This window comes from Frankia sp. QA3 (assembly GCF_000262465.1).
Lineage (GTDB): Bacteria > Actinomycetota > Actinomycetes > Frankiales > Frankiaceae > Frankia.
Genome location: NZ_CM001489.1, coordinates 5,071,414 through 5,092,376 on the forward strand (window position 1 = coordinate 5,071,414; position 20,963 = coordinate 5,092,376).

Annotated in this window: 18 protein-coding genes and 1 tRNA gene; 9 read left to right on the forward strand and 10 right to left on the reverse strand. The window is 70.7% G+C overall.

The features are described 5' to 3' along the window. Positions 1-8 precede the first annotated feature (8 nt). Positions 9-1,253, reverse strand: coding sequence for a sensor histidine kinase (locus tag FRAQA3DRAFT_RS20880; protein ID WP_035921276.1), 1,245 nt, complete (start codon positions 1,251-1,253; stop codon positions 9-11). 431 nt (positions 1,254-1,684) lie between these two features. Here FRAQA3DRAFT_RS20880 and FRAQA3DRAFT_RS20885 point away from each other — a divergent pair, with 431 nt between their 5' ends. Then, entirely contained in the window at positions 1,685-4,267 is a 2,583-nt protein-coding gene (locus FRAQA3DRAFT_RS20885; protein WP_009741037.1) for a Tex family protein, read from the forward strand. Positions 4,268-4,445: 178 nt separating this feature from the next. On the opposite strand, the gene FRAQA3DRAFT_RS20890 is transcribed toward FRAQA3DRAFT_RS20885, so the two are convergent. Next, entirely contained in the window at positions 4,446-5,369 is a 924-nt protein-coding gene (locus FRAQA3DRAFT_RS20890) for a DUF4394 domain-containing protein (RefSeq protein WP_009741038.1), read from the reverse strand. A 253-nt stretch (positions 5,370-5,622) separates the two neighbouring features. Here FRAQA3DRAFT_RS20890 and rpsR point away from each other — a divergent pair, with 253 nt between their 5' ends. The 6 genes from rpsR to FRAQA3DRAFT_RS20920 all read left to right on the forward strand — a co-directional run bounded on the left by rpsR (position 5,623) and on the right by FRAQA3DRAFT_RS20920 (position 11,330). Next, on the forward strand, positions 5,623-5,877 hold the full coding sequence (gene rpsR / locus FRAQA3DRAFT_RS20895; protein ID WP_009741039.1) for a 30S ribosomal protein S18: 255 nt from the start codon (positions 5,623-5,625) through the stop codon (positions 5,875-5,877). A 737-nt stretch (positions 5,878-6,614) separates the two neighbouring features. Further along, positions 6,615-8,636, forward strand: coding sequence for an ATP-binding protein (locus FRAQA3DRAFT_RS34220; protein ID WP_009741040.1), 2,022 nt, complete (start codon positions 6,615-6,617; stop codon positions 8,634-8,636). A 28-nt stretch (positions 8,637-8,664) separates the two neighbouring features. Next, positions 8,665-9,084, forward strand: coding sequence for a roadblock/LC7 domain-containing protein (locus FRAQA3DRAFT_RS20905; RefSeq protein ID WP_009741041.1), 420 nt, complete (start codon positions 8,665-8,667; stop codon positions 9,082-9,084). After that, positions 9,081-9,440, forward strand: coding sequence for a DUF742 domain-containing protein (locus FRAQA3DRAFT_RS20910; RefSeq protein WP_009741042.1), 360 nt, complete (start codon positions 9,081-9,083; stop codon positions 9,438-9,440). The genes FRAQA3DRAFT_RS20905 and FRAQA3DRAFT_RS20910 overlap by 4 nt, the downstream gene beginning before the upstream one ends. Then, entirely contained in the window at positions 9,421-10,047 is a 627-nt protein-coding gene (locus tag FRAQA3DRAFT_RS20915) for an ATP/GTP-binding protein (RefSeq protein ID WP_009741043.1), read from the forward strand. The genes FRAQA3DRAFT_RS20910 and FRAQA3DRAFT_RS20915 overlap by 20 nt, the downstream gene beginning before the upstream one ends. Then, positions 10,044-11,330: a cytochrome P450 gene (locus FRAQA3DRAFT_RS20920; protein ID WP_009741044.1), complete on the forward strand. Its 1,287-nt coding sequence runs from the start codon at positions 10,044-10,046 to the stop codon at positions 11,328-11,330. The genes FRAQA3DRAFT_RS20915 and FRAQA3DRAFT_RS20920 overlap by 4 nt, the downstream gene beginning before the upstream one ends. A gap of 37 nt (positions 11,331-11,367) precedes the next feature. Here the strand turns inward: FRAQA3DRAFT_RS20920 and FRAQA3DRAFT_RS20925 are convergent, their stop codons facing one another. Next, positions 11,368-12,216 (reverse strand): alpha/beta hydrolase, encoded by an 849-nt coding sequence (locus FRAQA3DRAFT_RS20925; RefSeq protein ID WP_009741045.1) that lies wholly within the window; start codon positions 12,214-12,216, stop codon positions 11,368-11,370. Positions 12,217-12,430: 214 nt separating this feature from the next. Between FRAQA3DRAFT_RS20925 and FRAQA3DRAFT_RS20930 the strand changes: the two genes are divergently transcribed. Then, positions 12,431-12,503, forward strand: a tRNA-Lys gene (locus FRAQA3DRAFT_RS20930). A gap of 401 nt (positions 12,504-12,904) precedes the next feature. On the opposite strand, the gene FRAQA3DRAFT_RS20935 is transcribed toward FRAQA3DRAFT_RS20930, so the two are convergent. The 3 genes from FRAQA3DRAFT_RS20935 to FRAQA3DRAFT_RS20945 form a co-directional block, all read right to left on the reverse strand. After that, positions 12,905-13,084, reverse strand: coding sequence for a hypothetical protein (locus FRAQA3DRAFT_RS20935; RefSeq protein ID WP_035921277.1), 180 nt, complete (start codon positions 13,082-13,084; stop codon positions 12,905-12,907). Positions 13,085-13,243: 159 nt separating this feature from the next. Then, the gene (locus tag FRAQA3DRAFT_RS20940) at positions 13,244-14,200 is read right to left on the reverse strand and encodes a zinc-binding dehydrogenase (protein ID WP_009741046.1); all 957 of its coding nucleotides are present in this window, start codon (positions 14,198-14,200) and stop codon (positions 13,244-13,246) included. Between the two features lie 9 nt (positions 14,201-14,209). Next, positions 14,210-15,226: an NADP-dependent oxidoreductase gene (locus FRAQA3DRAFT_RS20945; protein WP_009741047.1), complete on the reverse strand. Its 1,017-nt coding sequence runs from the start codon at positions 15,224-15,226 to the stop codon at positions 14,210-14,212. 79 nt (positions 15,227-15,305) lie between these two features. Between FRAQA3DRAFT_RS20945 and FRAQA3DRAFT_RS20950 the strand changes: the two genes are divergently transcribed. Next, on the forward strand, positions 15,306-16,133 hold the full coding sequence (locus FRAQA3DRAFT_RS20950) for a helix-turn-helix domain-containing protein (RefSeq protein WP_232291688.1): 828 nt from the start codon (positions 15,306-15,308) through the stop codon (positions 16,131-16,133). Positions 16,134-16,797: 664 nt separating this feature from the next. Here the strand turns inward: FRAQA3DRAFT_RS20950 and FRAQA3DRAFT_RS20955 are convergent. Genes FRAQA3DRAFT_RS20955 through FRAQA3DRAFT_RS20970 form a run of 4 tightly spaced genes read right to left on the reverse strand, consistent with a single transcriptional unit; the run spans position 16,798 to position 20,963 of the window. Continuing rightward, positions 16,798-17,511 (reverse strand): hypothetical protein, encoded by a 714-nt coding sequence (locus FRAQA3DRAFT_RS20955; RefSeq protein ID WP_009741049.1) that lies wholly within the window; start codon positions 17,509-17,511, stop codon positions 16,798-16,800. Positions 17,512-17,539: 28 nt separating this feature from the next. Then, positions 17,540-19,105 (reverse strand): Hsp70 family protein, encoded by a 1,566-nt coding sequence (locus FRAQA3DRAFT_RS20960; RefSeq protein ID WP_009741050.1) that lies wholly within the window; start codon positions 19,103-19,105, stop codon positions 17,540-17,542. Between the two features lie 12 nt (positions 19,106-19,117). Further along, complete coding sequence (locus tag FRAQA3DRAFT_RS20965) at positions 19,118-19,327, reverse strand: hypothetical protein (protein WP_009741051.1); 210 nt, start codon at positions 19,325-19,327, stop codon at positions 19,118-19,120. 16 nt (positions 19,328-19,343) lie between these two features. Next, entirely contained in the window at positions 19,344-20,963 is a 1,620-nt protein-coding gene (locus tag FRAQA3DRAFT_RS20970) for a hypothetical protein (RefSeq protein WP_009741052.1), read from the reverse strand.

Consider the following 20,963-nt stretch of genomic DNA (forward strand, 5'->3'; position numbering starts at 1 on the left):
GCGACCGGTCAGATGTACATGAACATCCGCACGGTCGTGCCGGCGCGCCCCGAGCGGAGCTGAACGAGATCGCAGAGCTGGTTGACGAGCCAGAGCCCGCGCCCGCCGCTGAGGTCCAGGTCCGGACGCCGCCGCCCGGCGAGCCGGTCGGCGAGCTGGCCGGAGTCGCTGACCTCGCAGATCAGGCAGCCATCGCCGGTCCAGAAGCGCGCGACGCCCCGGCCACCGCCGTGGCGGACGCTGTTCGTGGCGACCTCGTGCACGGCGAGTTCGAGGTCACCCGCTCGGTCCTCTCCCAGCCCGTCGGCGAGGGCGGCACGGGTGACCGCCGCGCGGACCAGACCGAGGTCGTCCGGGCCGAACGCGACCTCGGCCCGCGGCTGGCCGAGGTTCGGCAGGGACTCGCCGAGCGGATCCGGCCGGGTAGCCACGCCGGGCCGGGCAAACGGATCAGCCGCCCGGCTCGGGCCGGGCGCGACACCCGCCGCGACGGTTACGGCGGCATCGGCCACCGCGGCAGTGGCGACAGCGGCGGCAGCGGCGACAGAGGTGGCAGCGCCCGAGGTGGCGCCGGCATCGGCCACCGCGGCGGCGGCAGAGGTAGCGGCAGCGACAGAGGTGGCGGCCACCGCGGCGGCGACAGAGGTGGCGGAGGTGGCGGAGGTGGCGGAGGTGGCGGGAGCCGGTTCGCCCGGCGGCCGGTAGCGCGCGCTGACGCGGCCGAGCCCGCCGTCCACCACCACCGGATGGGTCTGCCACACCTCGTCGGCGGTCACCGAATCGAGCACGGCCACCTCGTAGGGGCAGCGCAGTCGCCAGGCCGGCGGTGCCGCGAAAGCCTCGTTGAGCAGGGCCTCGTGGAGCATGCATTCCCGCTGTTCGGGAACGGGCCGCCCGGACCACAGCGGCTCACCGATCCCGCGGACCGTCCGACCCCGTTCGATCCCGAGGTCAAGGAATTCCTGCCAGGCCGGGATGATGCGCGCCGGATTTCGGCCGACCTCTGCCAGATCGAGAAAGGTTACCCGTCTCGCGGCCCGACCGAGCGCGGTCCGGAGAAGCGCCATCCGCGGCGGCGTCACCGCCACGAGAACATCCTCATCGGCCGCGAGGCCGGCGAGGACGAAATCCCGGGTCGCACTGAGGAAACCGACGTCACCGTGATACAAAAAAGCCTCGTGCCAAATGCCACCGACACCGGTCGGGCCGAGGGCCGGGCCACGGACGGGGCCCAGAGTACTCTCTCGGCTCACTCCGCCGCCCTGGGTCGCAATCCAGTGGCGGACGGCACCGGCGCGAGCGCGCCGTATCCGGCCGGACCACGTCCGGAATGCGGAGGATAACAGCGTCCCGCACCCACGGCTCCACCCCCCATGCGCACGCGCACATCATAGGTCATGCCGAACCAATGGGATATGCCCAGCAACGTAATCGAACGGGACGGATCACATCGGATCACACCGGACCAGCCGCCTGGACGGCGGTGACCTCGGCGGACGGCGGCTCGGGCCGATCATCGCGGCACGGCCCACGGCCCGGGCCGGCGGATCAGCCCGGATGGCCGCCCGGGCGGAAAGCGGCAGGTGATCGCCCGTAGTCTCGCAGTCAGCGCGGACCCGCCGGACGGCCCGGCACCGCGCACCGCGCACAGCAGCGACGAGGACGAGAAGGCGGATCAGGGATTGTGACGACGACATCTGTCCCGCAGCGGTCCATCCATCAGCGGATCGCCGACGAGCTCGGCGTGCGCCAGGGGCAGGTGACGGCGGCGGTCGACCTACTCGACGGGGGCGCCACCGTGCCCTTCATCGCCCGCTACCGCAAGGAGGCGACGGGCACCCTCGACGACACCCAGCTACGCACCCTGGAGGAGCGGCTGCGCTACCTGCGGGAGCTGGAGGATCGGCGCACGGCGGTGCTGGAGTCCATCCGCGCCCAGGGCAAGCTCGATGACGCCCTCGAGGCGCAGATTCTGGCGGCGGACTCCAAGGCCCGGCTGGAGGACATCTACCTGCCGTACAAGCCGAAGCGGCGGACGAAGGCACAGATCGCCCGCGAGGCCGGCCTGGAGCCGCTGGCGCAGGCTCTCCTGAGCGACCCCACCCTCGACCCGCACGGCACGGCGAGTGGCTACGTCGACCCGGAGAAGGGGGTGGCGGACGCCGGGGCCGCGCTGGAGGGTGCGCGGGCGATCCTCGTCGAGAGGTTCGCCGAGGATGCCGACCTCATCGGCGCGCTGCGGGAGCAGATGTGGTCCCGTGGCGTGCTCGTCTCCCGAGTCCGGGAGGGCAAGGAGGAGGCCGGCGCGAAGTTCGCCGACTACTTCGACTTCTCCGAGCCGTTCACCTCGCTGCCCTCGCACCGCATCCTGGCCGCGTTCCGGGGCGAGAAGGAGGAGATCCTCGACCTGACCCTGGAGCCGGACACCCCGGCCGAGCCGGGCGCACTGCCCGTACCCGGGCCGACGAGCTACGAGCTGCGGATCGCCGAGGCGTTCGGGATCTCCGAGGCGGACCGGCCGGCGGACCGCTGGCTCGTGGACACCGTCCGCTGGGCCTGGCGCACCCGCATCCTCGTGCACCTCGGGGTGGACCTGCGGATGCGGCTGTGGACGGCGGCGGAGGACACCGCCGTGCGCGTGTTCGCGGCCAACCTGCGCGACCTGCTGCTCGCGGCGCCGGCCGGCAGTCGGGCGACGATGGGCCTGGACCCGGGGTACCGCACGGGGGTGAAGGTCGCCGTGGTCGACGCGACCGGCAAGGTGGTCGCCACGGACACCATCTATCCGCACGTCCCGGCGCGGCGCTGGGACGAGTCGATCGCCACCCTGGCCCGCCTCGCCGCCGAGCACCGCGTCGACCTGATCTCGATCGGGAACGGGACGGCCTCCCGGGAGACCGACAAGCTGGCCGACGACCTCATCCGTCGGCATCCGCAGCTGTCCCTGACGAAGGTGACCGTGTCCGAGGCGGGGGCGTCGGTGTACTCGGCGTCCGCCTACGCCGCCGCCGAGCTGCCCGGGATGGACGTCTCGCTGCGCGGCGCGGTCTCGATCGCCCGCCGCCTGCAGGACCCGCTCGCCGAGCTCGTCAAGATCGATCCGAAGTCGATCGGGGTGGGCCAGTACCAGCACGACCTGTCCGAGTCACGGCTGTCGTCGTCCCTCGACGCCGTGGTGGAGGACTGCGTGAACGCCGTGGGGGTGGACGTCAACACCGCGTCGGCGCCGCTGCTGACCCGGGTGTCCGGGATCGGGGCGGGCCTCGCCGAGAACCTGGTCCGCCACCGCGACGCCAACGGCCCGTTCCGCACCCGCGAGGCGCTGCGGGACGTGCCCCGCCTCGGCCCGAAGGCGTTCGAGCAGTGCGCCGGCTTCCTGCGCATCCGCGGCGGGGACGACCCGTTGGACGGCTCCAGCGTGCACCCCGAGTCCTACCCGGTGGTCCGGCGGATCATCGCGGCCACCGGCTGCGAGCTGAGCACGCTCATCGGTAACGGCGCCGTGCTGCGGTCGCTGAAGCCGACCGCGTTCGTCGACGACACCGTCGGGCTGCCGACGGTCACCGACATCCTCGCCGAGCTGGAGAAGCCGGGGCGCGACCCGCGGCCGGCGTTCCGCACGGCGGCGTTCGCCGAGGGGATCGAGACCCTCGCGGACCTGGTGCCCGGAATGACATTGGAGGGCACGGTCACCAACGTGGCCGCCTTCGGCGCCTTCGTCGACGTCGGGGTGCACCAGGACGGCCTGGTGCACGTCTCGGCGATGTCGAAGAACTTCGTCAACGACCCGCGGGAGGTCGTCAAGCCCGGCGACATCGTCACGGTGAAGGTTCTCGACGTCGACATCCCGCGCAAGCGGATCTCCCTGACGCTGCGCCTGGACGACGAGATCGGCGCGCCCGCGGGCGGCGCTGGGCGCGGTGCGCCGGGCGCCGGGCGCCGCGGCGACGGCGGCGAGCGACGGGGCGCCGACGGCGGCAACGCCGGTACGGGCCGGGAGGGCGCGCGCCGCGGCGAGGCCGGCGGTGAGCGCCGCGACGGTGCCGGCGGCCGTGGCCGAGGCGGCGGCCGCGACGGATCGGCCGGTCGGGGTCCCGGTGCGCGCGGTGGTGGCCGGGGCGGCGCCGGTTCCGGCGGCGGTGCGGGTGGTGGCCGGGGCGGTCGCGGTGGTGCGCCGGACGGCGCCATCGCCGATGCGCTGCGGCGAGCCGGGATCGTCACCGGCGATCAGATCACTCTCGACGGCTCCGGTCGCAAGCGGAGCTGACCGCGCCCAGGACCCGCCCGCAGGTCTCGGCGGCTGCGGCCCGGCTGTGGCGATCCCGCCGGCCGGGCCGCGAGGAGTCGCGTCCAGCGGCGCCAGCAGCCGGGAACCCGCGGGCGGGTCGGGGTGATGTGGGCACACCGCCTCCGACCCGCCGCGCGAACCCGGTGCGAGACCGGACCTACTGGATCAGCGGGATCGCGATGTCGGCGACCTGGGCGTTGCGCGGGAACGTGCCGCGGTTGCGAACCCGGCCGGTCAGCGGGTCGACCTCGGCCAGCCGGTAGGAGGTCCCGACCAGCAGTGTCGCGAAGGCCCGGTTGCCGACCGCCCGGCCGTTCGACCGCTGGGTGTAGATGTCGAAGCCGGCGTTGCCCCCGACGGGCAGGCCGAGCTGCCCGGTCGGGACTAGCTGGCCGGCGTTGGCCGGCGAGTCGACGTCCACCTGACCGAGGGCGGTGTCGATCCCGAACAGGGTGGTCGATGTCGACGGGTCCAGGTCGTTGTTGGTGTAGGCGGCGCCGGCCAGGCCGGTCACCGCGCCCACCGCCGGCGGGTAGGTCAGCGGCGTGTCGGCCACGGTCGTACCGATCGGCGGCGTACCGGTTTGGTCGTCGATGTTGTGCCGCAGGTTCTGGCCGGTGTTGCTGATGATGCGCAGCCGGTTGGCCGCCGGGTTGAAGTCGACGCCGAAGGCGGTACCGCTGGGCAGCACGGTGAGGCGCGACACCCGGATTGCGACCGCGTTCAACGGGTTGATCACATAGATGCCGCCGAGGTTGCCGACGCCGTAGAGCCGGCCGTTCTGCACCCGGTAGTCGATCCCGATGAGACTCGTGTCGCCGCCGACGAGGCCGGTGACGGGGCCGATCGGCACCAGCCTGGAGGGCGAGTCGGTGTCGAAGCGGACCAGGTAACCCGTCGTCGTCAGCCCGATCGCCCGCAGGCCGTCGTGCGGTCCCGGGCGCGCCGAGGCCGCCCCGTCACCCGGGGTTACGGGATCGGCGCTCGCCACTCCGGCCAGGCCGGGAACGGCGGCGACGATCCCCGCGGCCAGCGCGGCGGTGAGTGCGGCCGCGCGGGCCGGGGAATGCCTTCTACTCACGTGAGTCTCCTTCCGAACGGTCGCCTTAGGGGCGGAAGACCGCGATCCCCGTCACCCCACGTGACCACCACCCGGCCAAAGTAGATGCTTAGCGTTACCTGAAATCAACGATGTGCAGGATCGGCGATTTGCCGCCAGACCGGGGTGGGCGGCGCGAGGCGTGGCGACGGGCGCGGATTGGCGTTGCCCGGCCATCACCACGCGCTCCGTGAGATAACCGAGATGACGCCAACGGTCGACAGGAGGTCATCGAATGCCCACTCGCCGCGCCCCGAAGCCGGGACAGCGTAAGAAGCCGAACATTCTCCGCGAACGCGGGATCACCTACGTCGATTACAAGGACATCGCTCTGTTGCGCCAGTTCATCTCGGACCGGGGGAAGATCCGGGCGCGGCGGATCACCGGACTCACTCCGCGCCAACACCGCGAGGTGACCCGCGCGATCAAGAACGCCCGCGAGATGGCGCTGTTGCCCTACCCCGGCGCCGCCGCGGCCCGGGGCCGCTGAGCACCCCCAGCGCGGCCCGAGGCGCCGAACTCCCCTCCCCCACGGCTCCGTGAGCCAGCGAACGCCCTGCAACGGCCCGGAGCCGGCGAGCGCCTTCCGCCACGCCCGTCGCCGGCGCGCGAGCCTTCCTGGCGGTCTCCCGATGGCCCGAAAGTGCCAGTGACCGCCCCTGACGCTGCCCACGCGGGCGCCCGCACCTCCAAACCGCCGGTGGGCGGCGAATCCACGAGACGGTGCTCCAGCGCCGCCATGCCGGCAGATGCGGCCAAATCACCACTAAATGCTTCGGGCGAACGGCACATTCCGGGAGAGCGGCTCGAAATCTAGGCCGTTCTTGCATATCCGGGACCGCCGCCTCTGGCGGGGCCGCTCCCTTGTCCCCGGATGGTCCGGGCAGTTCCGGGGACCATCCGGGGACAACAGTGCCCCATCCCTGCCACTAGGGGGCGATAGTCCCGATCAATGCTGGTTGCTGACCGTCTGCGGGCCGCGAATGCGTGCCTAGGCTGTCCGACATCGCCGCTGACCTGGGCCGGCCGCCGCCGGGGACCTGGGCACCTCGTCCACAGCTGGGACCGGCGACACAGGCGAGACCGGGGGGTCGAAACCGTGGCAGTCACGTATCTGGGTCGACGCATGTCCCACCTCGAGCGCGCCCAGAGCCCACGGCGCGCCCTCGGCGGCCATCCAGACCATCCACGCGTGCTCGCCACCATCCGCTGACGAGGACCCGCCTCATGCCGACACATGCCTCGCCCACCCGCCGTGGTCCCCGCGCCCTGACCGATCAGACGCCCCTCGTCCTGGTGATCGCCGTGCTGGCCGTCGTCGGCGTGGGTGCGTGGGCGAACGCCGCGACCGCCGGCCCGGACCGCCCGCCGGTCGTCGTGTCCGCGGTGGTGGCCACCGCCGTCGTGCTGCTCACCGTGGCGTTCGCACTCGGCCGCGGGCGGGCCGTGCGTCGGCTACGGAGCCAGGTCAGCGATCTGGAGACCCGGCTTGCCGGCGCGCAGAGGCAGGTCCAGACGCAGAACACCCGCGCCGCGCAGCTCGCCGACCAGATCCTGCCCGCGGTGGTGAAGCGGCTGCGTGACGGCGCCTCGCCCGAGGTCGCGCTCGCCGAGGTCGGCGAGATCGGCGACTTCGGCCAGCCGGGTGCCGCCGACACGGGCGTCCCCGCAAGAGCGGGCATCGCCGGAGCGGGGGGCGTCGCCGGTCACGGGGGCGTCGCCGCGGGCCCGGGGATGGCCGACGCGGACCGCGAGGCACGCGAGGCGCGCGAGGCACAGCGGCGCATCCTGCGCACGCTCGCGACGGAGATCGGCCGCGGCGAGCGAATGCGCGCCGCCGCGATGTCCGCGTGCGCGAACGCGGCCGGCCGGGTGCAGGCGCTGGCGACGAGCATGCTCGCGGACCTGCGCGAGATGGAGGAGCGCCACGACGAGGAGGTCTTCGGTGACCTGCTCCGCCTCGACCACGCGACCGCCCAGGCGGGCCGGTTGGCGGACAGCATCGCGGTGCTGACCGGTGCCCGCACCGGACGGCGGTGGACCAAACCGATCGTGATGGAGAGCATCCTGCGCGGCGCGGTCGGCCGGATCAGCGCCTACCAGCGGGTCCGCCTGCACTCGACGAGCACGGTCGCGGTCGCCGGCTACGCGGCGGAGGGCGTCATGCACGCCCTCGCCGAGCTGATGGACAACGCCACCAGCTTCTCGCCTCCCTCCGAGGAGGTGCACGTGTACGTGGAGGAGGTCCATGCCGGGATCGTCGTGACGATCGAGGACGGCGGCCTGGTCATGGGGCCCGCGGCGCTGCGCCGCGCCGAGCTCGCGGTCTCGGCGGAGCCGCTGGATCTCACCACGCTGTCCGGCACCCGGCTGGGCCTGGCCGTGGTCGGCGTGCTCGCCCGCAAGCACGGTCTGACGGTGTCGTTCCGGCCGTCCTCGCGCGGCGGCACCGGGGTCGTCGTGATGATCCCCCGCCGGCTCATCACCCAGCCGCGGCCGAACCCCGCCGCGGCCGGGCTGCCAGCGGGCGAGACCGCCGGGGCATCGGCGGGCGCAACGAGCCGGGCCGACGCGGCCGGCGCGCCGGCCCGTGCCGCGATCAACACGCTCGAGCGCCCCGTCTCGGGCGGCACCGTCTCGGGCGGCACCGGGTTGGACGGCACCGGAGCGGGTGGCACCGCCGCAACGGGCCGAGCCGCCGCGGCCGGCACCCCTCTCCTGGACAACCCGACGGGGTCGGTTCCGCGCGCCGACGTACCCGGCGAGCTGGCCGCGCCCGCGCCACTGACGGCCCTCGAGGCGCTGCCGAAACGGCGTCGCGGGGAGACCATGGCAAATGCGGTGGGCCGGCTACCCACCCCGCCCGCGCCGACGCCTGCGCCTGCGCCAACCGACGCGGGCGCCCGCTTCGGCGCCTTCCGCCGGGCGACCCGCGGCGGGCGGCCCGACACTGATGCCCCGAACACCCCGAACGGCGCGGGTCGCCCGCCGCTGCCTCCACTGCCACCGCTGCCACCGTCAATGACGGGACCGACCAAGCTGCCGGAGCTACCAAAGCCGACGGAGCTACCAAAGCCGACGGAGCTGCCGGAGCCGACGGAGCTGCCGGAGCCGGCGGATTCGGACCGCACCGCCGGGGGCATCGCCCGCGGCCCGGACAAGGGCACGTGGTTCCAGACACGGGACGGTACCGACGCCGCCGGGCCCACCAGCGGCGGCCTCCCTACCAGGCGGAACGGCAACTCCTGATCGCTCCTACGCACGGCCGGAGATACCCATGAACACGAGAACCCGTGACCTCGACTGGCTGCTGGAGAACCTGCTGGAGCGGACTCCGGGGACGCGACACGCCCTGGTGCTCTCCAAGGACGGTCTCAAGCTCTGCCGCACTTCCGGGCTCAGCGTGGATCAGGCGGACCAGCTCGCCGCCATCGCCTCCGGGATCCAGAGCCTCTCGCACGGCGCGTCGGTGGAGTTCGGAGACGGCAGCGGCGGCGTGCGGCAGTCCATGACCGAGTTCCACGGCGGGCTGCTGTTCATCATCGAGGCCGGCCAGGGCGCGCACCTCGCCGTCGTGGCGACCGATGACGCCGACGCCGGCGTCATCGGGCACAACATGAACGAGCTGGTCGAGCAGATCGGCGACTACCTCAGTGCCCCGCCGCGCGAGGCCGCCCCCGGGCTTGCGGCCTCGTGATCCGGGAGGCCATCGACGGGGAGAACCCCGACCGGCTCTACACCGTCACCGGTGGGCGCAGCCGCGCCGACGAGAACGCCTTCGACCTTGTCACGCTGATCGTCAGCGAGAGCGATCCGACGCCGGGCATGCAGTCCGAGCACGCCGCGATCCTGCGGATGTGCCGGTCGCCGGTCGCCGTCGTGGAGCTCGCCTCCGAGCTGAAGCTACCGGTGAGCGTGGTGAAGATCCTGCTCTGCGACCTGCTCGACACCGGTCGGATCGCGGCGCGCCATCCCTCGGCCTCCGTCGTCAGGACGCCGTTGCCCCATCCCGAGATCCTGAAGCAGGTGCTCGTTGGACTCAAGAAGCTCTGAGGTCGCCGTCCAGGCCCCACCGCGTTCCCGCGCCCCGCTGGCGAGCACGGTCAACGACGCGCTGAAGATCGTTATCGTCGGTGGGTTCGGCGTCGGCAAGACGACGATGGTCCGCACGGTGAGCGAGATCCGTCCGCTGAGCACCGAGGAGACGATGACCGGTGCCGGCATCGGCATCGACGACACGGGCGGCGTGCGGGAGAAGTCCACGACCACCGTGGCCTTCGACTTCGGCCGGATCAGCCTCAACGAGCGGATGGTGCTCTACCTGTTCGGCGCCCCCGGGCAGGAGCGGTTCTGGTTCCTGTGGGACCGGCTGTTCGCGGGGACGCTCGGCGCGGTCGTCCTGGTCGACACCCGTCGGGTGGCGGACTCCTGGTACGCGATCGACCGGCTGGAGCACCACGGGATGCCGTTCATCGTCGCGCGCAACAACTTCGGCGAGCCGGAGCACACGCTGCCGCAGCTACGCGAGGCGTTGTCGTTGTCCGAGGACGTCCCGCTCATCGACTGCGACGCCCGGCATCGCGCATCGAGCAAGTCGGTGCTGATCGCGCTGGTCAACCACCTGTACGCCCTGTCCACCGCCCGGGAGACCTCGCCGTGACACATCCGCACCTTGACCGCGTCGACAACTGGGCTGCGGCGCCGGCCGCCACCGAGCTCGCGGCGCCGGCGCCGGGCTTCCCGGACCACCCCGGGGCGGTCCGGCTGTACGGCCCGCGCTTCCAGCACAATCCGGCGCAGATGTACCGGGAGATGCGCCGTATCCACGGCCCCGTCGCGCCGATCCTGCTCGACGGCGACATCCCCGCCTGGCTGGTCCTCGGCTACCGTGAGCTGCACTACGTGACGAGCAACCCGGAGCTGTACGGGCGCGACCCGCGCCGCTGGAACGCCTGGGACCGCATCCCGCCGGACTGGCCGCTGCTCCCCGTCGTCGGCTACCAGCCGTACACCATGCACCTGGAGGGCGCCGAATTCGAGCGCCGCTCCGCGATCATGAATGACGTGCTCAGCGACATAGACCTGTTCGAGCTGCGGGCGCTGTGCGAACGGACCTGCGACGAGCTGATCGACAGTTTCGCCGGGCGCGGCGAGGCGGACCTCATCACCGAGTACGCCCAGACGATGCCGATGCTGCTGATCGGCCGCATGATCGGCATCCCCGAGGCCGGCCTGCCCGAGCTGCTCGCGTCGATGAACGCGGCCGCGGACGGCTCCGGCCCGGAGGCGGTCGCCGGCCACTCCCGGTTCGTCGCCATCATCAACGCGCTGCTGGCCGACCGGCGGGCCCACCCCCGACCGGACATCCCCTCCGCGCTGCTCGGCCATCCCGGGAAGCTGACCGACGAGGAGGCGTCGTGGGACCTGTTGCTGATCGTCGGGATCGGCCAGCAGCCGATCACCGACTGGATCGGCAACACGCTACGGCTGATGCTCACCGACAGCCGCTTCGCCGTCACCCTTTCCGGAGGCCGGCGCAGCGTCGGGCAGGCGCTCAACGAGGTGTTGTGGGAGGACACGCCGCTGCAGAACATGTCCGGCCGCTGGGCGATCCGCAGCACCCAGCTCGCCGGCCAGCACATCCAGACCGGCGACATGCTCGTGCTGAGCTGCGCGGCGGCGAACAGCGACCCGCAGGTGCGGCCGGACTCCTTCGAGGGCCCCGGCGGTAACCACGCCCACATGTCGTTCGGCCACGGCGAGCACCGCTGCCCGTATCCCGCGCAGGAGATCGCCGAGACGATCGTGCGGGCCGCCGTCGAGGTGCTGCTCGACCGGCTGCCCGACGCCGTCCTCGCGGTCTCCCCCGACGCGCTGGTCTGGCGCCCGTCGCCGTGGATGCGCGGCCTGTCCGCGCTTCCCGTGCACTTCTCGCCGTCCTGACCATCGCCGTCCCCGACCGACCCGCGGGACGGCGCGGTCAGACCTCGCCGGAGCGGGGCGCCAGTGCCCAGGCGAGGGCGAGGTCGGCGACTTCCTCCCAGCCGGGCACGCTGGCCGTCAGGTGCGGGCGGCCCGGGAACTCGTGGTAGGCGGTGATCGCGCCCGACTTCCGTTGGCGGGTGTACGTCTCCCGGCTCACCGACGCCGGCACGGTGTGGTCGGCGCCGTTGCCGAGGACCAGCAGCGGCGCCCGGTCGGCCTTACCGAAGTCGACCTTGCTCGGCGCCTTCGGGTTGAGGTTCGCGAACGCGGCCTGCCACAGCGGCCGGCCCGGGGTGGGCGCCTGCAGCCGCGCGAACAGCTCGTCCGACTCGCCCCGGCTGACGGTGTTCGCGAACGCGTAGAACCACTGGTCCGCGGTCAGCCCGACCACCCGGCGGCGGGTCGCCGGCTTCGTCAGCACCGGGGCCGACGAGCGCAGCGTGGCGAGCGGCAGCCGCAGCACGCCCTTCACCGGCGCCGGGGAGATCGCCACCCCGGCCGCCCCGAGGCCACGGTCGAGCAGGAGCTGGACGATCAGCCCGCCGAACGAGTGCCCGACGAGGATCGGCGCCTCCGGCAGGGCCGCGACGACCTTCGCGTAGCTGTCCGTCACCTCGACCAGGCCGACGTGGTTGTCGGCGGTCGGCTCCTCCCGCAGCGCGTCGAGGTCGCGGTCCATCCCCGGCCACTCCGGGGCGAGACCGGTGTGCCCCAGCGCGGCGAACCGGTCGATCCACGGCTGCCAGCTCGCCGACGTCAGCCACAACCCGTGGATGAAGACGATCGTGCGCCCCGCACTCGCGGCGCTCTCCTCGGACAGGGCGGCCGGGCTGATGTCGCTCACGTCGGCTCCTCGACACTCGCGGATACTCGTCCCCGGCCCGACCCCGATGGCGTGTCACGCCCGAAACCCGAGGTGAGGCCGTAGATCACCATCATCGACGGATGCGGTCGCCCGGCGCACTGTGACCCGGGTCGCACCAGATTGCGCGTCGACCCACGGCACCCACGGCCGGAGGCTTCGAAGACCACGCCCGCCCAGGTACGATCGCCCCGCGGGGCCGTTAGCTCAATTGGCAGAGCAGCCGGCTTTTAACCGGCGAGTTCAGGGTTCGAGTCCCTGACGGCCCACCTCGTGGCAGACACGTTAGCTGCATGGTTGGCATTTCCTACTTACTTCTTCCTGGGGTGATGATCGCCGTGGGTGGATTGTGGGCGAGATGGCCGTCTCACACGCCGCGGAACCGCGTCCGCGGCGGTCCGCGCCTGGTCGGGTGGCCCGGGGGATCGCACCCCCGGGCTCCCACAGAACGGAGCGTGAACCTCTCGGTTCACTCCGCTCTTCTCACCGTGATCCGGTCGGCATGGATACCCAGGCCCAGTGCGCGAACAGTCCGGGCTCTCGATCGAGGATCCCGGTCCACCATGCTCTGAACCGCTTGAACGGGCGTAGCCGTCTGTACTTCTTGCCAGCCCACCGCATCAGGTAGGTGTTGATGCGTCGCAGGAGTGGCCTCGTCCGGCGCCGCGACCTACACGCTGGCGACACCCTCCAGCGCCGGCCGCCAGGTGCGTTCGTCCGCCCAGTCGAAACGCCGTTCGGCGGCCCGGGGCGCCACCCGGACCGGTGCGCCACGAGCGCGGAGGCGGGCGACCACCTGCCGGCCAGTCTTGCCGGTGCCGCCGACGACGAGGAACGGTTGGTGTGCCATGGGAACTCCATCAGTGCGAGCCGTTGGACTGGGATCGGGTCCGCGCCGCCGTCATCGCGTGGCCGCTTCTCGATCCACATGACAGGTGTTGGCTGTGTCTTTCCGTGGGTGAAGACCTTCCACATCAATCTGTCGAAGGCCGGGTCAATGTCCTCGCCGTCACCGGGAACGGCCTTCCACGCCGACGGCAGGGGTTCGGCGTGGCGGTAGGTCGAGCACGGCCTTTCCGCGGACGCGGCGGGACAACAGCGCCTCCGCCGCTTCGGGCGCACGGTCCCAGGGTGCGCGCCAGCCGACCTGCGGGTCGAGCTTGCCCTGGGCCATGAGGCCGACCAGGAAGGCGAGGTCGGCACCGACCGGGGTGCGCAGGTTGAAGTTCTCCAGCCGTCCCCGCGCCGACCGCGTCCGTGCCACCTCGAAGTCGATGAGCGTCGCCTGGCCCGACGCCATGCCGATCGCCTGGACGACCCCCTCGTCGTCGAGCCGCTCGAATGCCAGAGCGAGGTGTGGACCGCCGACACTGTCCAGCACGCCGTGAACTGGCTCGACGAGGCCCGCCAGGCCCTCGGTGCCGACAACGACCTCGTCGGCGACTAGTCCCCGCGCGCGGCTTGGGTGGCCGACCGAGGCGATGACATGGGCGCCGGCCAACGCGGCGAGCTGTACGGCGAACCGGCCAACGCCGCCCGCGGCGCCGGTGATCAGGACCCGCCGGCCGAGCACCGCACCCAGCCGGCGCACCGCCTGCAGCGCAGTAACACCGGCGACCGGCAACGCGCTTGCCGCACCCAGGTCCACCCCGTCGGGCACGACAGCCGTCTCGGCCGGGTCAACGGCGCGTAGCTGCGCCCACGCGCCGGCCCACCCGAAGGACACCACCCGGGTGCCTTGGGGCGGACCCGAGCCGTCGGCCGCCGGCCGGACCACCACGCCGGCCGCGTCCCAGCCGGAGACGTACCCCGGTCCCAGGTCCGATGGCCGGAAGGCCAGCTCGCCGTAGTTGAGCGAGACCGCCGCCACCTCGATCAGCGCCTCGTGCTGGCGGGGGCGGGCGTCAGGGACTTGGCCGACGCGCAACCCCTGCGGGGCGGTCGGGTCATGGATCAACGCCTGCACCGGCGCTCCTCAGTCGCCGAGGCGGACGAGCATCTTACCGGTGTTGGCGCCGCGCAACACCCCGAGCAACGCGGCCGGGGCCTCTTCCAGGCCGTGGACCACGGTCTCGGCGGTGCGCAGCGACCCGTCCCGCAGCCAGCCGCTCGCGCGCCCGATCCACTCCGGGAAAAGGTGGAAGTAAGAGGTCACGAGCATGCCGCGCAGGGTCATTTCCTTCCAGTACGCCTGGAAGAGGTTCTCGGGGCCGGGAACTGGACCGGTCGCGTTGTAGGAGCTGACCGCGCCGATGAGTGCGAACCGCGCGCCGGCCCGTGCGGCGCCGATCGCGGCCGCCAGGTGATCGCCGCCGACGTTGTCGAGATAGACGTCTATGCCCCGCGGGGCCGCGCCGGCGAGCTGCTCGGCGATCGGGCCGGCGTGGTAGTCGATGGCCACGTCGAATCCGAAGTCGGCGACAAGCTTCTTGGTCTTCTCCGGGCCGCCGGCAGAGCCGATCACCGTGGCGGCGCCTACCAGCCGGGCGACCTGGCCGGCCACGCTGCCGACTGCACCGGCGGCACCGGAGACGAACACGGTGTCACCCGACCGGACCGGGGCCACGTCGGTCAGCGCCGCGTAGGCGGTGAGGCCAGTGGTACCGAGCGGGCCGAGGTACGCCTGCGGCGGCACGTCCGCGACGTCCACGACGTTCGCGTCCGCGGCGTCGACGACGGCGTAGTCCCGCCAGCCCAGGAAGTGGGACACCGTCGCGCCGACCGAGATGCCGTCCGACCGGGAGTCGACGACCTCGCCGACCGCGCTGCCCTCCAACGCGACGCCGACCTGGAACGGCGGGATGTAGGACGGCTTGTCGTCCATCCGCCCCCGCATGTACGGGTCGACCGACATCCAGGTGTTGCGGACCAGGATCTGTCCCTCGGCAAGCGGCGGCACCGCATCGCGGACGAGGTCGAAGTGCTGTGCGCCGGGTTCGCCGACCGGGCGGGCGGCCAGCCGGATCTCCCGGCTCATGAGGTTCGCTGTCATGTCGATCAGCCTGTGGCCTGGAAAATAGCGCAGCCAGCACCCTCGGTTGGGTAGCCAATCAGTGGTTACCCTGGTCCCGGTGGACACCCGCACGGAGTTGACCGGCTTTCTGATGTCACGTCGGGCCAAACTGCGGCCCGAGACCGTCGGTCTTCCCCAATACGGCGAGCGCCGCCGCGTCCCGGGCCTGCGCCGTGAGGAGTTGGCCCAGCTCGCCGGGGTGAGCGTCACCCACTACACCCGGTTGGAACAGGGCCACGGCCGCAACGTCTCGGCCGAGGTGCTCGAGGCGGTCGCCGCCGCGCTCCGGTTGACCAGCGTCGAGCGGGAACACCTCACCAATCTCGTCCATCCGCCACGGCGCGTTCCCGGCCCGGACGAGCCCCACGTTCGCACCGACCTCCGTTGCCTGATCGAGGGCATGGAGCACACGCCCGCGTTCGCGCACGGCCGGCACGGCAACATCTTGGCCTGGAACGAGTCCGCCGGACGGCTCCTCGGCGACCTAGACGCCCTGCCACCTCCCCGACGCAGCTGGCCGCACCTGGTCTTCCTCGACCTACCCTTCCGGTCCATGATCGACGACGCCACCGAGTGGGACCTGATAGCCCGCCAGCACGTCGCATACCTGCGCCTGTCCCTGGGCCGCTACCCCCAGAACCCCGACATGGACGCCGTCGTCGAGTCGCTGCGCTCCTCAAGCGCCGACTTCCGCCGGCTCTGGGCCGAGTACCAGGTCGCGGACTGGTCCGGCGTGACCTGCCACCTGCGGCACCCGGTGGCCGGCGACCTTGAGATCGCCATCGACGTCATGAAGCCCGGCGGGGAGCCAGACCAGTGGCTCGTGACGTTCACCACCGAGCCGGACTCGCCCTCGCAGGAGGCACTGCGTCAACTGGCCACGTAGCGAACGACTCGCGGTCGCCGCACCAGACCACCTCGCGCTGCTCGCGCCGCTGTTCCCGCCAGCGACATCATGCTGCACCAAGCCGAGAGTCGTGTCCTACGGTCACCTACAACAGGCACGACGGCATGGAACCGTTTCTCGCCTCGTAGAGTTGGCGCTCGCGGCGGCAACTACCAGGTTGCCAGAACGTATGTTCTACTCGACAGATGGTGTTGCGAGGTCGACGCCCACTCGACGCAGCCCCTGGTCGGCAGTCGTGTGGAGACCGGGCGGATGATGATTTCAGGGCCCTGAACCGAGATCGAATGGTTCTCATTGTGGTGCGTCAGGTCCACCAACCGTCCCTTGGGTAGGCGTCATCTGCCGCCTCACCTGGCCGTTCGGCGGTTCGCACCCCCCAAACTCGACAATCTTGGTAACTACGACGTTACGACTGCGAGGTTCCGACCAGCATCGCCGCGAGATCGGCGAGGGCCACTACTCGTCCATCCCGAAGGGATGGCCAGCGCGCCCCCTGGGCTAGGGCGGAACCCGTCAACCTTTTCGAGGCGGAATTCCATACCACGTGCCACTCCCGTAGCAACTACGGCGACCGTAGCAGGAAAGCCCCGGTCATCTGTGCCACAGGGAATGCGAATCAGGCCCTCGAATTCGGAACCAACGGTCAGCGGTGCAGTCCCCGTATCTCGTCGAGCCTGAGTCCGAGCGCTCGGCCGGTCTGCTCGAACGATTGGTGGGAGGTGGTACTGAACTGCTTGACGACCAGCAACTGAAGCAGCCGCTTCTCGCGGTCCGATGTCTGCGCCTTGTTGTGGAAGCAGGTGTAGAAGATCGAGCCTTGGCCGTACTCGGCGTAGGCCATGATGGGCCTCCCCGCCTGCTGGCTACCCTCCGCCGACAGCAGGATCGGTTCCGCCCTCCCGCCGAGCAGCACAGACCATGCGGGCATGTCGAACTCGACCGTGATCCGTGGGCCGAGGATGTCCCTGAGCTCCGGGTCGAGAACGTCCACGGTGACATGTCCGGGGTTTCCGACATGACCACCGAAGTCAAAGATACCGGGAAACACCTGAGTGATCAGGCGGTCGGCGTGGTCCGAGGCGTACAGACAGCCCCCGGCTCGGACGAACTCCGCGAGTGCTCTCGGATCGACATGGTCGGGCGTATCGCAGTTGACGAACAGCAGGGTGCAGTCGAAGGCACCCCGGAAGGGTTCGAACTCTACGCCCATTGATGCCAGGATCGCACCGATATTGTCATTTCCTGACCGGGTTACGTAGACTTTCTGCTGGCCCCCCAGGCGCTCGAGGTTGGGTCCCGGCGGGTACTCGGTCAGGCCAACGGACTCGAACGTCCTCCTGCGCCACCGACTCTTCATTCGGTCTCCCGTGCCGCCATGTGAGGTCCTACCTGTCCAGCGTCAGGCCGCCGACGACCTGCCGCTGCTCGGCGAGCTCAGCATCGTCCAGAACGCCGTGGATGAACGCCTCGACCTCCAGCTTCGTCCGAGCCTTGCCTTCGGCCGACTCGACCGTGATGCGGCCGTCCAGGTCGACGGAGACGTACAGGGACAGCGGGCTGCCCGCCGGCCGTGGCGGAATGCCCACGATCTCGCCTTCGAGGAGGATCCGGTTGTCCGCGGGCTCCTGCGAGGGGACAGCTCCACCCTGTTCGTAGAGCTGGATGCGGGCTCGTTCCTGCCCGTTCACCATGGTCGCGACGACGTGCTCTCTGCGATCGATCGGCAGCGGGGTGTTGGCGGGTACGAAGTGCAGGACGTATGGATCCTCGCGCCACGGCTCCTGGCTGGAGTGTATGAGGATTCCGATGGAGCGCGGAAGGACCGGTGTGATCCGGGTGACGTCGCCGGGTTGTCCCGGGCGCACGTCTCGGCGGCCCGATCCACTAGTCGCTGTGGTGAGTTGTTCCGCCACCATCGCGGCCCCGCGTGCGACGGCCTTGTCCGGATGTGTGAGGCGAACCGGCAGGTCGAGCCGCGCGCCAAGGACGTCTCGAATCATCGGCATCCGTGTGGACCCACCGACGAGAAGGACTTGACCAACGGTTGGCGCCTTGAGCGAGGTGGCTGTCTCCCTCACCCGGGCCACGGTGTCGAGACAGCGCACGACGAGGTCACGGGATGCCTCCTCGAATGCCTGCCGAGCGACACGGAGCTCGATGGTCTGCCCGTGGAACCGGATACGCTCCGTCACGCTCCCCCGCCCGGTGAGCTGGCGCTTGATTCGCTCGGACGCGGATTCGACGGCCCCCATCACCTCCTCGTCGTACCGAAGGTCCTCGGCGTTCGGGAGCTTGTCGACCTGCTCCCACAAGAGGTCCTGAACGCGACGGTCCCAGTCGATGCCGCCCAGCCGGGTCTCGCCATCGACGGCCCAGACTCGCGGGGCGCCTCGGTACATGCCTACGACGGCGACGTCGAAGGTCCCGCCGCCCAGGTCGAACACCAGTGAGGTGACGTCGGGTCCGTCCGACAGCCCGTATGCGTATGCCGCCGCGACCGGCTCGGCCAGGAGCTCGAGACAGCGCAGACCAGCGATCTCGGCCGCGGCGTACGTCGCTTCCTTCTCCGCCACGCCGAAGTAGGCGGGAACAGTGATCACCGCCGCCAGGTCCGAAAGCGGCACGGACAACGCCTGGGAAGCGTCCGTTGCCAGGTGGCGCAGGATGATGCCGGAGATGGCCTCTGGCGTGTAGCGCTGGCCGTGGAACTCCAGCGGGAAGTCGCGACCCATCTGGCGCTTGATCCCGGTGACGACGTTCTCCGGGTCGCGGATGAGCATGCGCTTCGCCTCCTCACCCACCAGGGCGTGCCCGCCGCTACCGAAGTAGACGGCCGACGGAGTCAGCTCCCCGCCATCAGCGGTCTCGACAACGGTTTCAGCGCCGTCGCGACCTCTGTGGATGACGCACGAGTACGTGGTCCCGAGATCGATGCCAATGCTGGTGCTCACGGCTTCACCGGCCTACGCGCTCCACGGCCACGGGATGGCGCGCGCCACTGTTCGCTGGACCTCCAGCAGGTGGTGCAGCGCCGCACCGAGGAGCCGCTCGCCGTTGCCGTCCTTGATTCCCCACCAGAGCAGGACAGTCGCCGCCGCGAGCACGACGAGGAAGTGCAGGACCGTCCATGCACTCCGGAACGTCCAGTAGATGAGCGGGATACCGTCCTTCATGTCACTCCATCCCTGGCTAGGCGGGTACGTCCGCGAGCTGCGGCATGACGGTCAACCGTCGATCGGTGGACGTGAGCGCCCAGTCGAAGACGCGGACTGGATGGAGCGCGTCCAGGCCGTCGCGCTTTCCGAACGAGTCGACGGCGAAGTAGCAGACGTGCGTGAAGTCCTGGTCGACGCGCCGGATGAACCCGTCGGCGCCATTCGTTTTCAGCCAGGACCGGATCGAGTCGCCGTCGCCTGGAACGATCCCCTCGGCGCCAGGCAGAGCCTGCAGCACATCGACCTTCGTGACGACGATGGCGAGGCTCTTCGAGCGCAGGCGAACATGCTCTGCGCGCAGCCGGTCGACTACGCTGGCATACGAGTCTTCCTGGTCACCCACGGCGATAGAAACCGTCCCGCTCTTGTTCGCCAGCTTGAGGAGCTCCGTCACCTTGGGCAGCGCAAGAGGGTCGAGGATGAACAGCAGGAGGTCGGCCGTGTCGATGTATCCCAGGGCCTGTGCACGCTCCAAGTAGGCGAAGTTTTCTCCTGAGGAGTCCATAAGCTGCAGTTCCAGTTCCCTCCCCGACAGGGAAAGGAGTAACGGCACGCCCTCGGGGCGGTCCTGCCAGACGGTCGGAGTCATACGCTGTCCCCGGGCAGCAGCGGCGGCCGCGGTCTTCAGGAAGGTCTCGGCGACGGGAGAGATCGGCATCAGAGACCCGGAGAGCAACTTGGCTCTCTTCTCGAGCTCGACCGTCCCGCTCGAGAGGAACTGGGTCTTCCCCGCGCCGACCGCCCCGATCACTGGCAACGGAAGGACCCGACGGGTGCCACTACCCTTCGGCACGTCGTGTAGGCAGAACGGGCAGACCGTGACCAGGTGCCTGGCCGCGGACCCCACCGTGGCTGGGATGCTGGTGCCACATCCGCACCGCCGGCGGACAATGCCGAGCGGTCCGGGCCTGACATCGTGATGGACCGTCGTGCACGTGGGGTTCGAACACCGATAGCTGGGGGTGACGGTCACGCGGTAGCACTTCGCGCAGCGAAGCGTCGCCTTCCTGCACCGCCGAGTCAGGCTGTCGTACGACCGGTACCCGAGGGTTCCGATCTGTTGAATGAGGTACACACCGCCGCCTAGAATCCCCATGACGCAGTACCATGTGAGGATCGAAATCCATGCCCCGATCGCGAACCCGACGAGCGGGGGAAGCAGAAAAGCGGACCAGACAGACGTCGCGTCCAGATCGAACAGCCACTTGAACGGGCCCGGCACCACGCGCTTCGCCTGAGCGACGACAGCAGTCGCGTCGCGCTTCGCCTGGTGCGGATTGTAGACGGGCCAGGCCCTGTCCCAGCCGAGGTGCTTCGCCGGCCCCCTCGGCGCCTTTCCAAGAACTTTCCCGGCGACGACCTGGTCCGGCGTCGCGATCTTTGGTTTCGTTTCCGCCTTGCCACGCAGGACTCTGGGCGGGAGTACCACCCCGATCAAAATGCCGACGGCGATCCCGCCGGCGAAGGTCACCGCCCAGAGCACCAGCACCCACGCGAAGATGCGAACGACGGCAGCGATCAGGATCCAAACCGCGAAGACAACTGCGGTTATCACCACCACTGCCACTAGGATGAATCCCAGGACCTCTTCCAC

What these genes read in the sequence shown, in the direction of transcription:
- rpsR (WP_009741039.1), top strand. Translation starts at nt 5,623, where the DNA reads ATGCCCACTCGCCGCGCCCCGAAGCCGGGACAGCGTAAGAAGCCGAAC.
- FRAQA3DRAFT_RS34220 (WP_009741040.1), top strand. Translation starts at nt 6,615, where the DNA reads ATGCCGACACATGCCTCGCCCACCCGCCGTGGTCCCCGCGCCCTGACC.
- FRAQA3DRAFT_RS20905 (WP_009741041.1), top strand. Translation starts at nt 8,665, where the DNA reads ATGAACACGAGAACCCGTGACCTCGACTGGCTGCTGGAGAACCTGCTG.
- FRAQA3DRAFT_RS20935 (WP_035921277.1), bottom strand. Translation starts at nt 13,084, where the DNA reads ATGGCACACCAACCGTTCCTCGTCGTCGGCGGCACCGGCAAGACTGGC.
- FRAQA3DRAFT_RS20945 (WP_009741047.1), bottom strand. Translation starts at nt 15,226, where the DNA reads ATGACAGCGAACCTCATGAGCCGGGAGATCCGGCTGGCCGCCCGCCCG.
- FRAQA3DRAFT_RS20955 (WP_009741049.1), bottom strand. Translation starts at nt 17,511, where the DNA reads ATGAAGAGTCGGTGGCGCAGGAGGACGTTCGAGTCCGTTGGCCTGACC.
- FRAQA3DRAFT_RS20965 (WP_009741051.1), bottom strand. Translation starts at nt 19,327, where the DNA reads ATGAAGGACGGTATCCCGCTCATCTACTGGACGTTCCGGAGTGCATGG.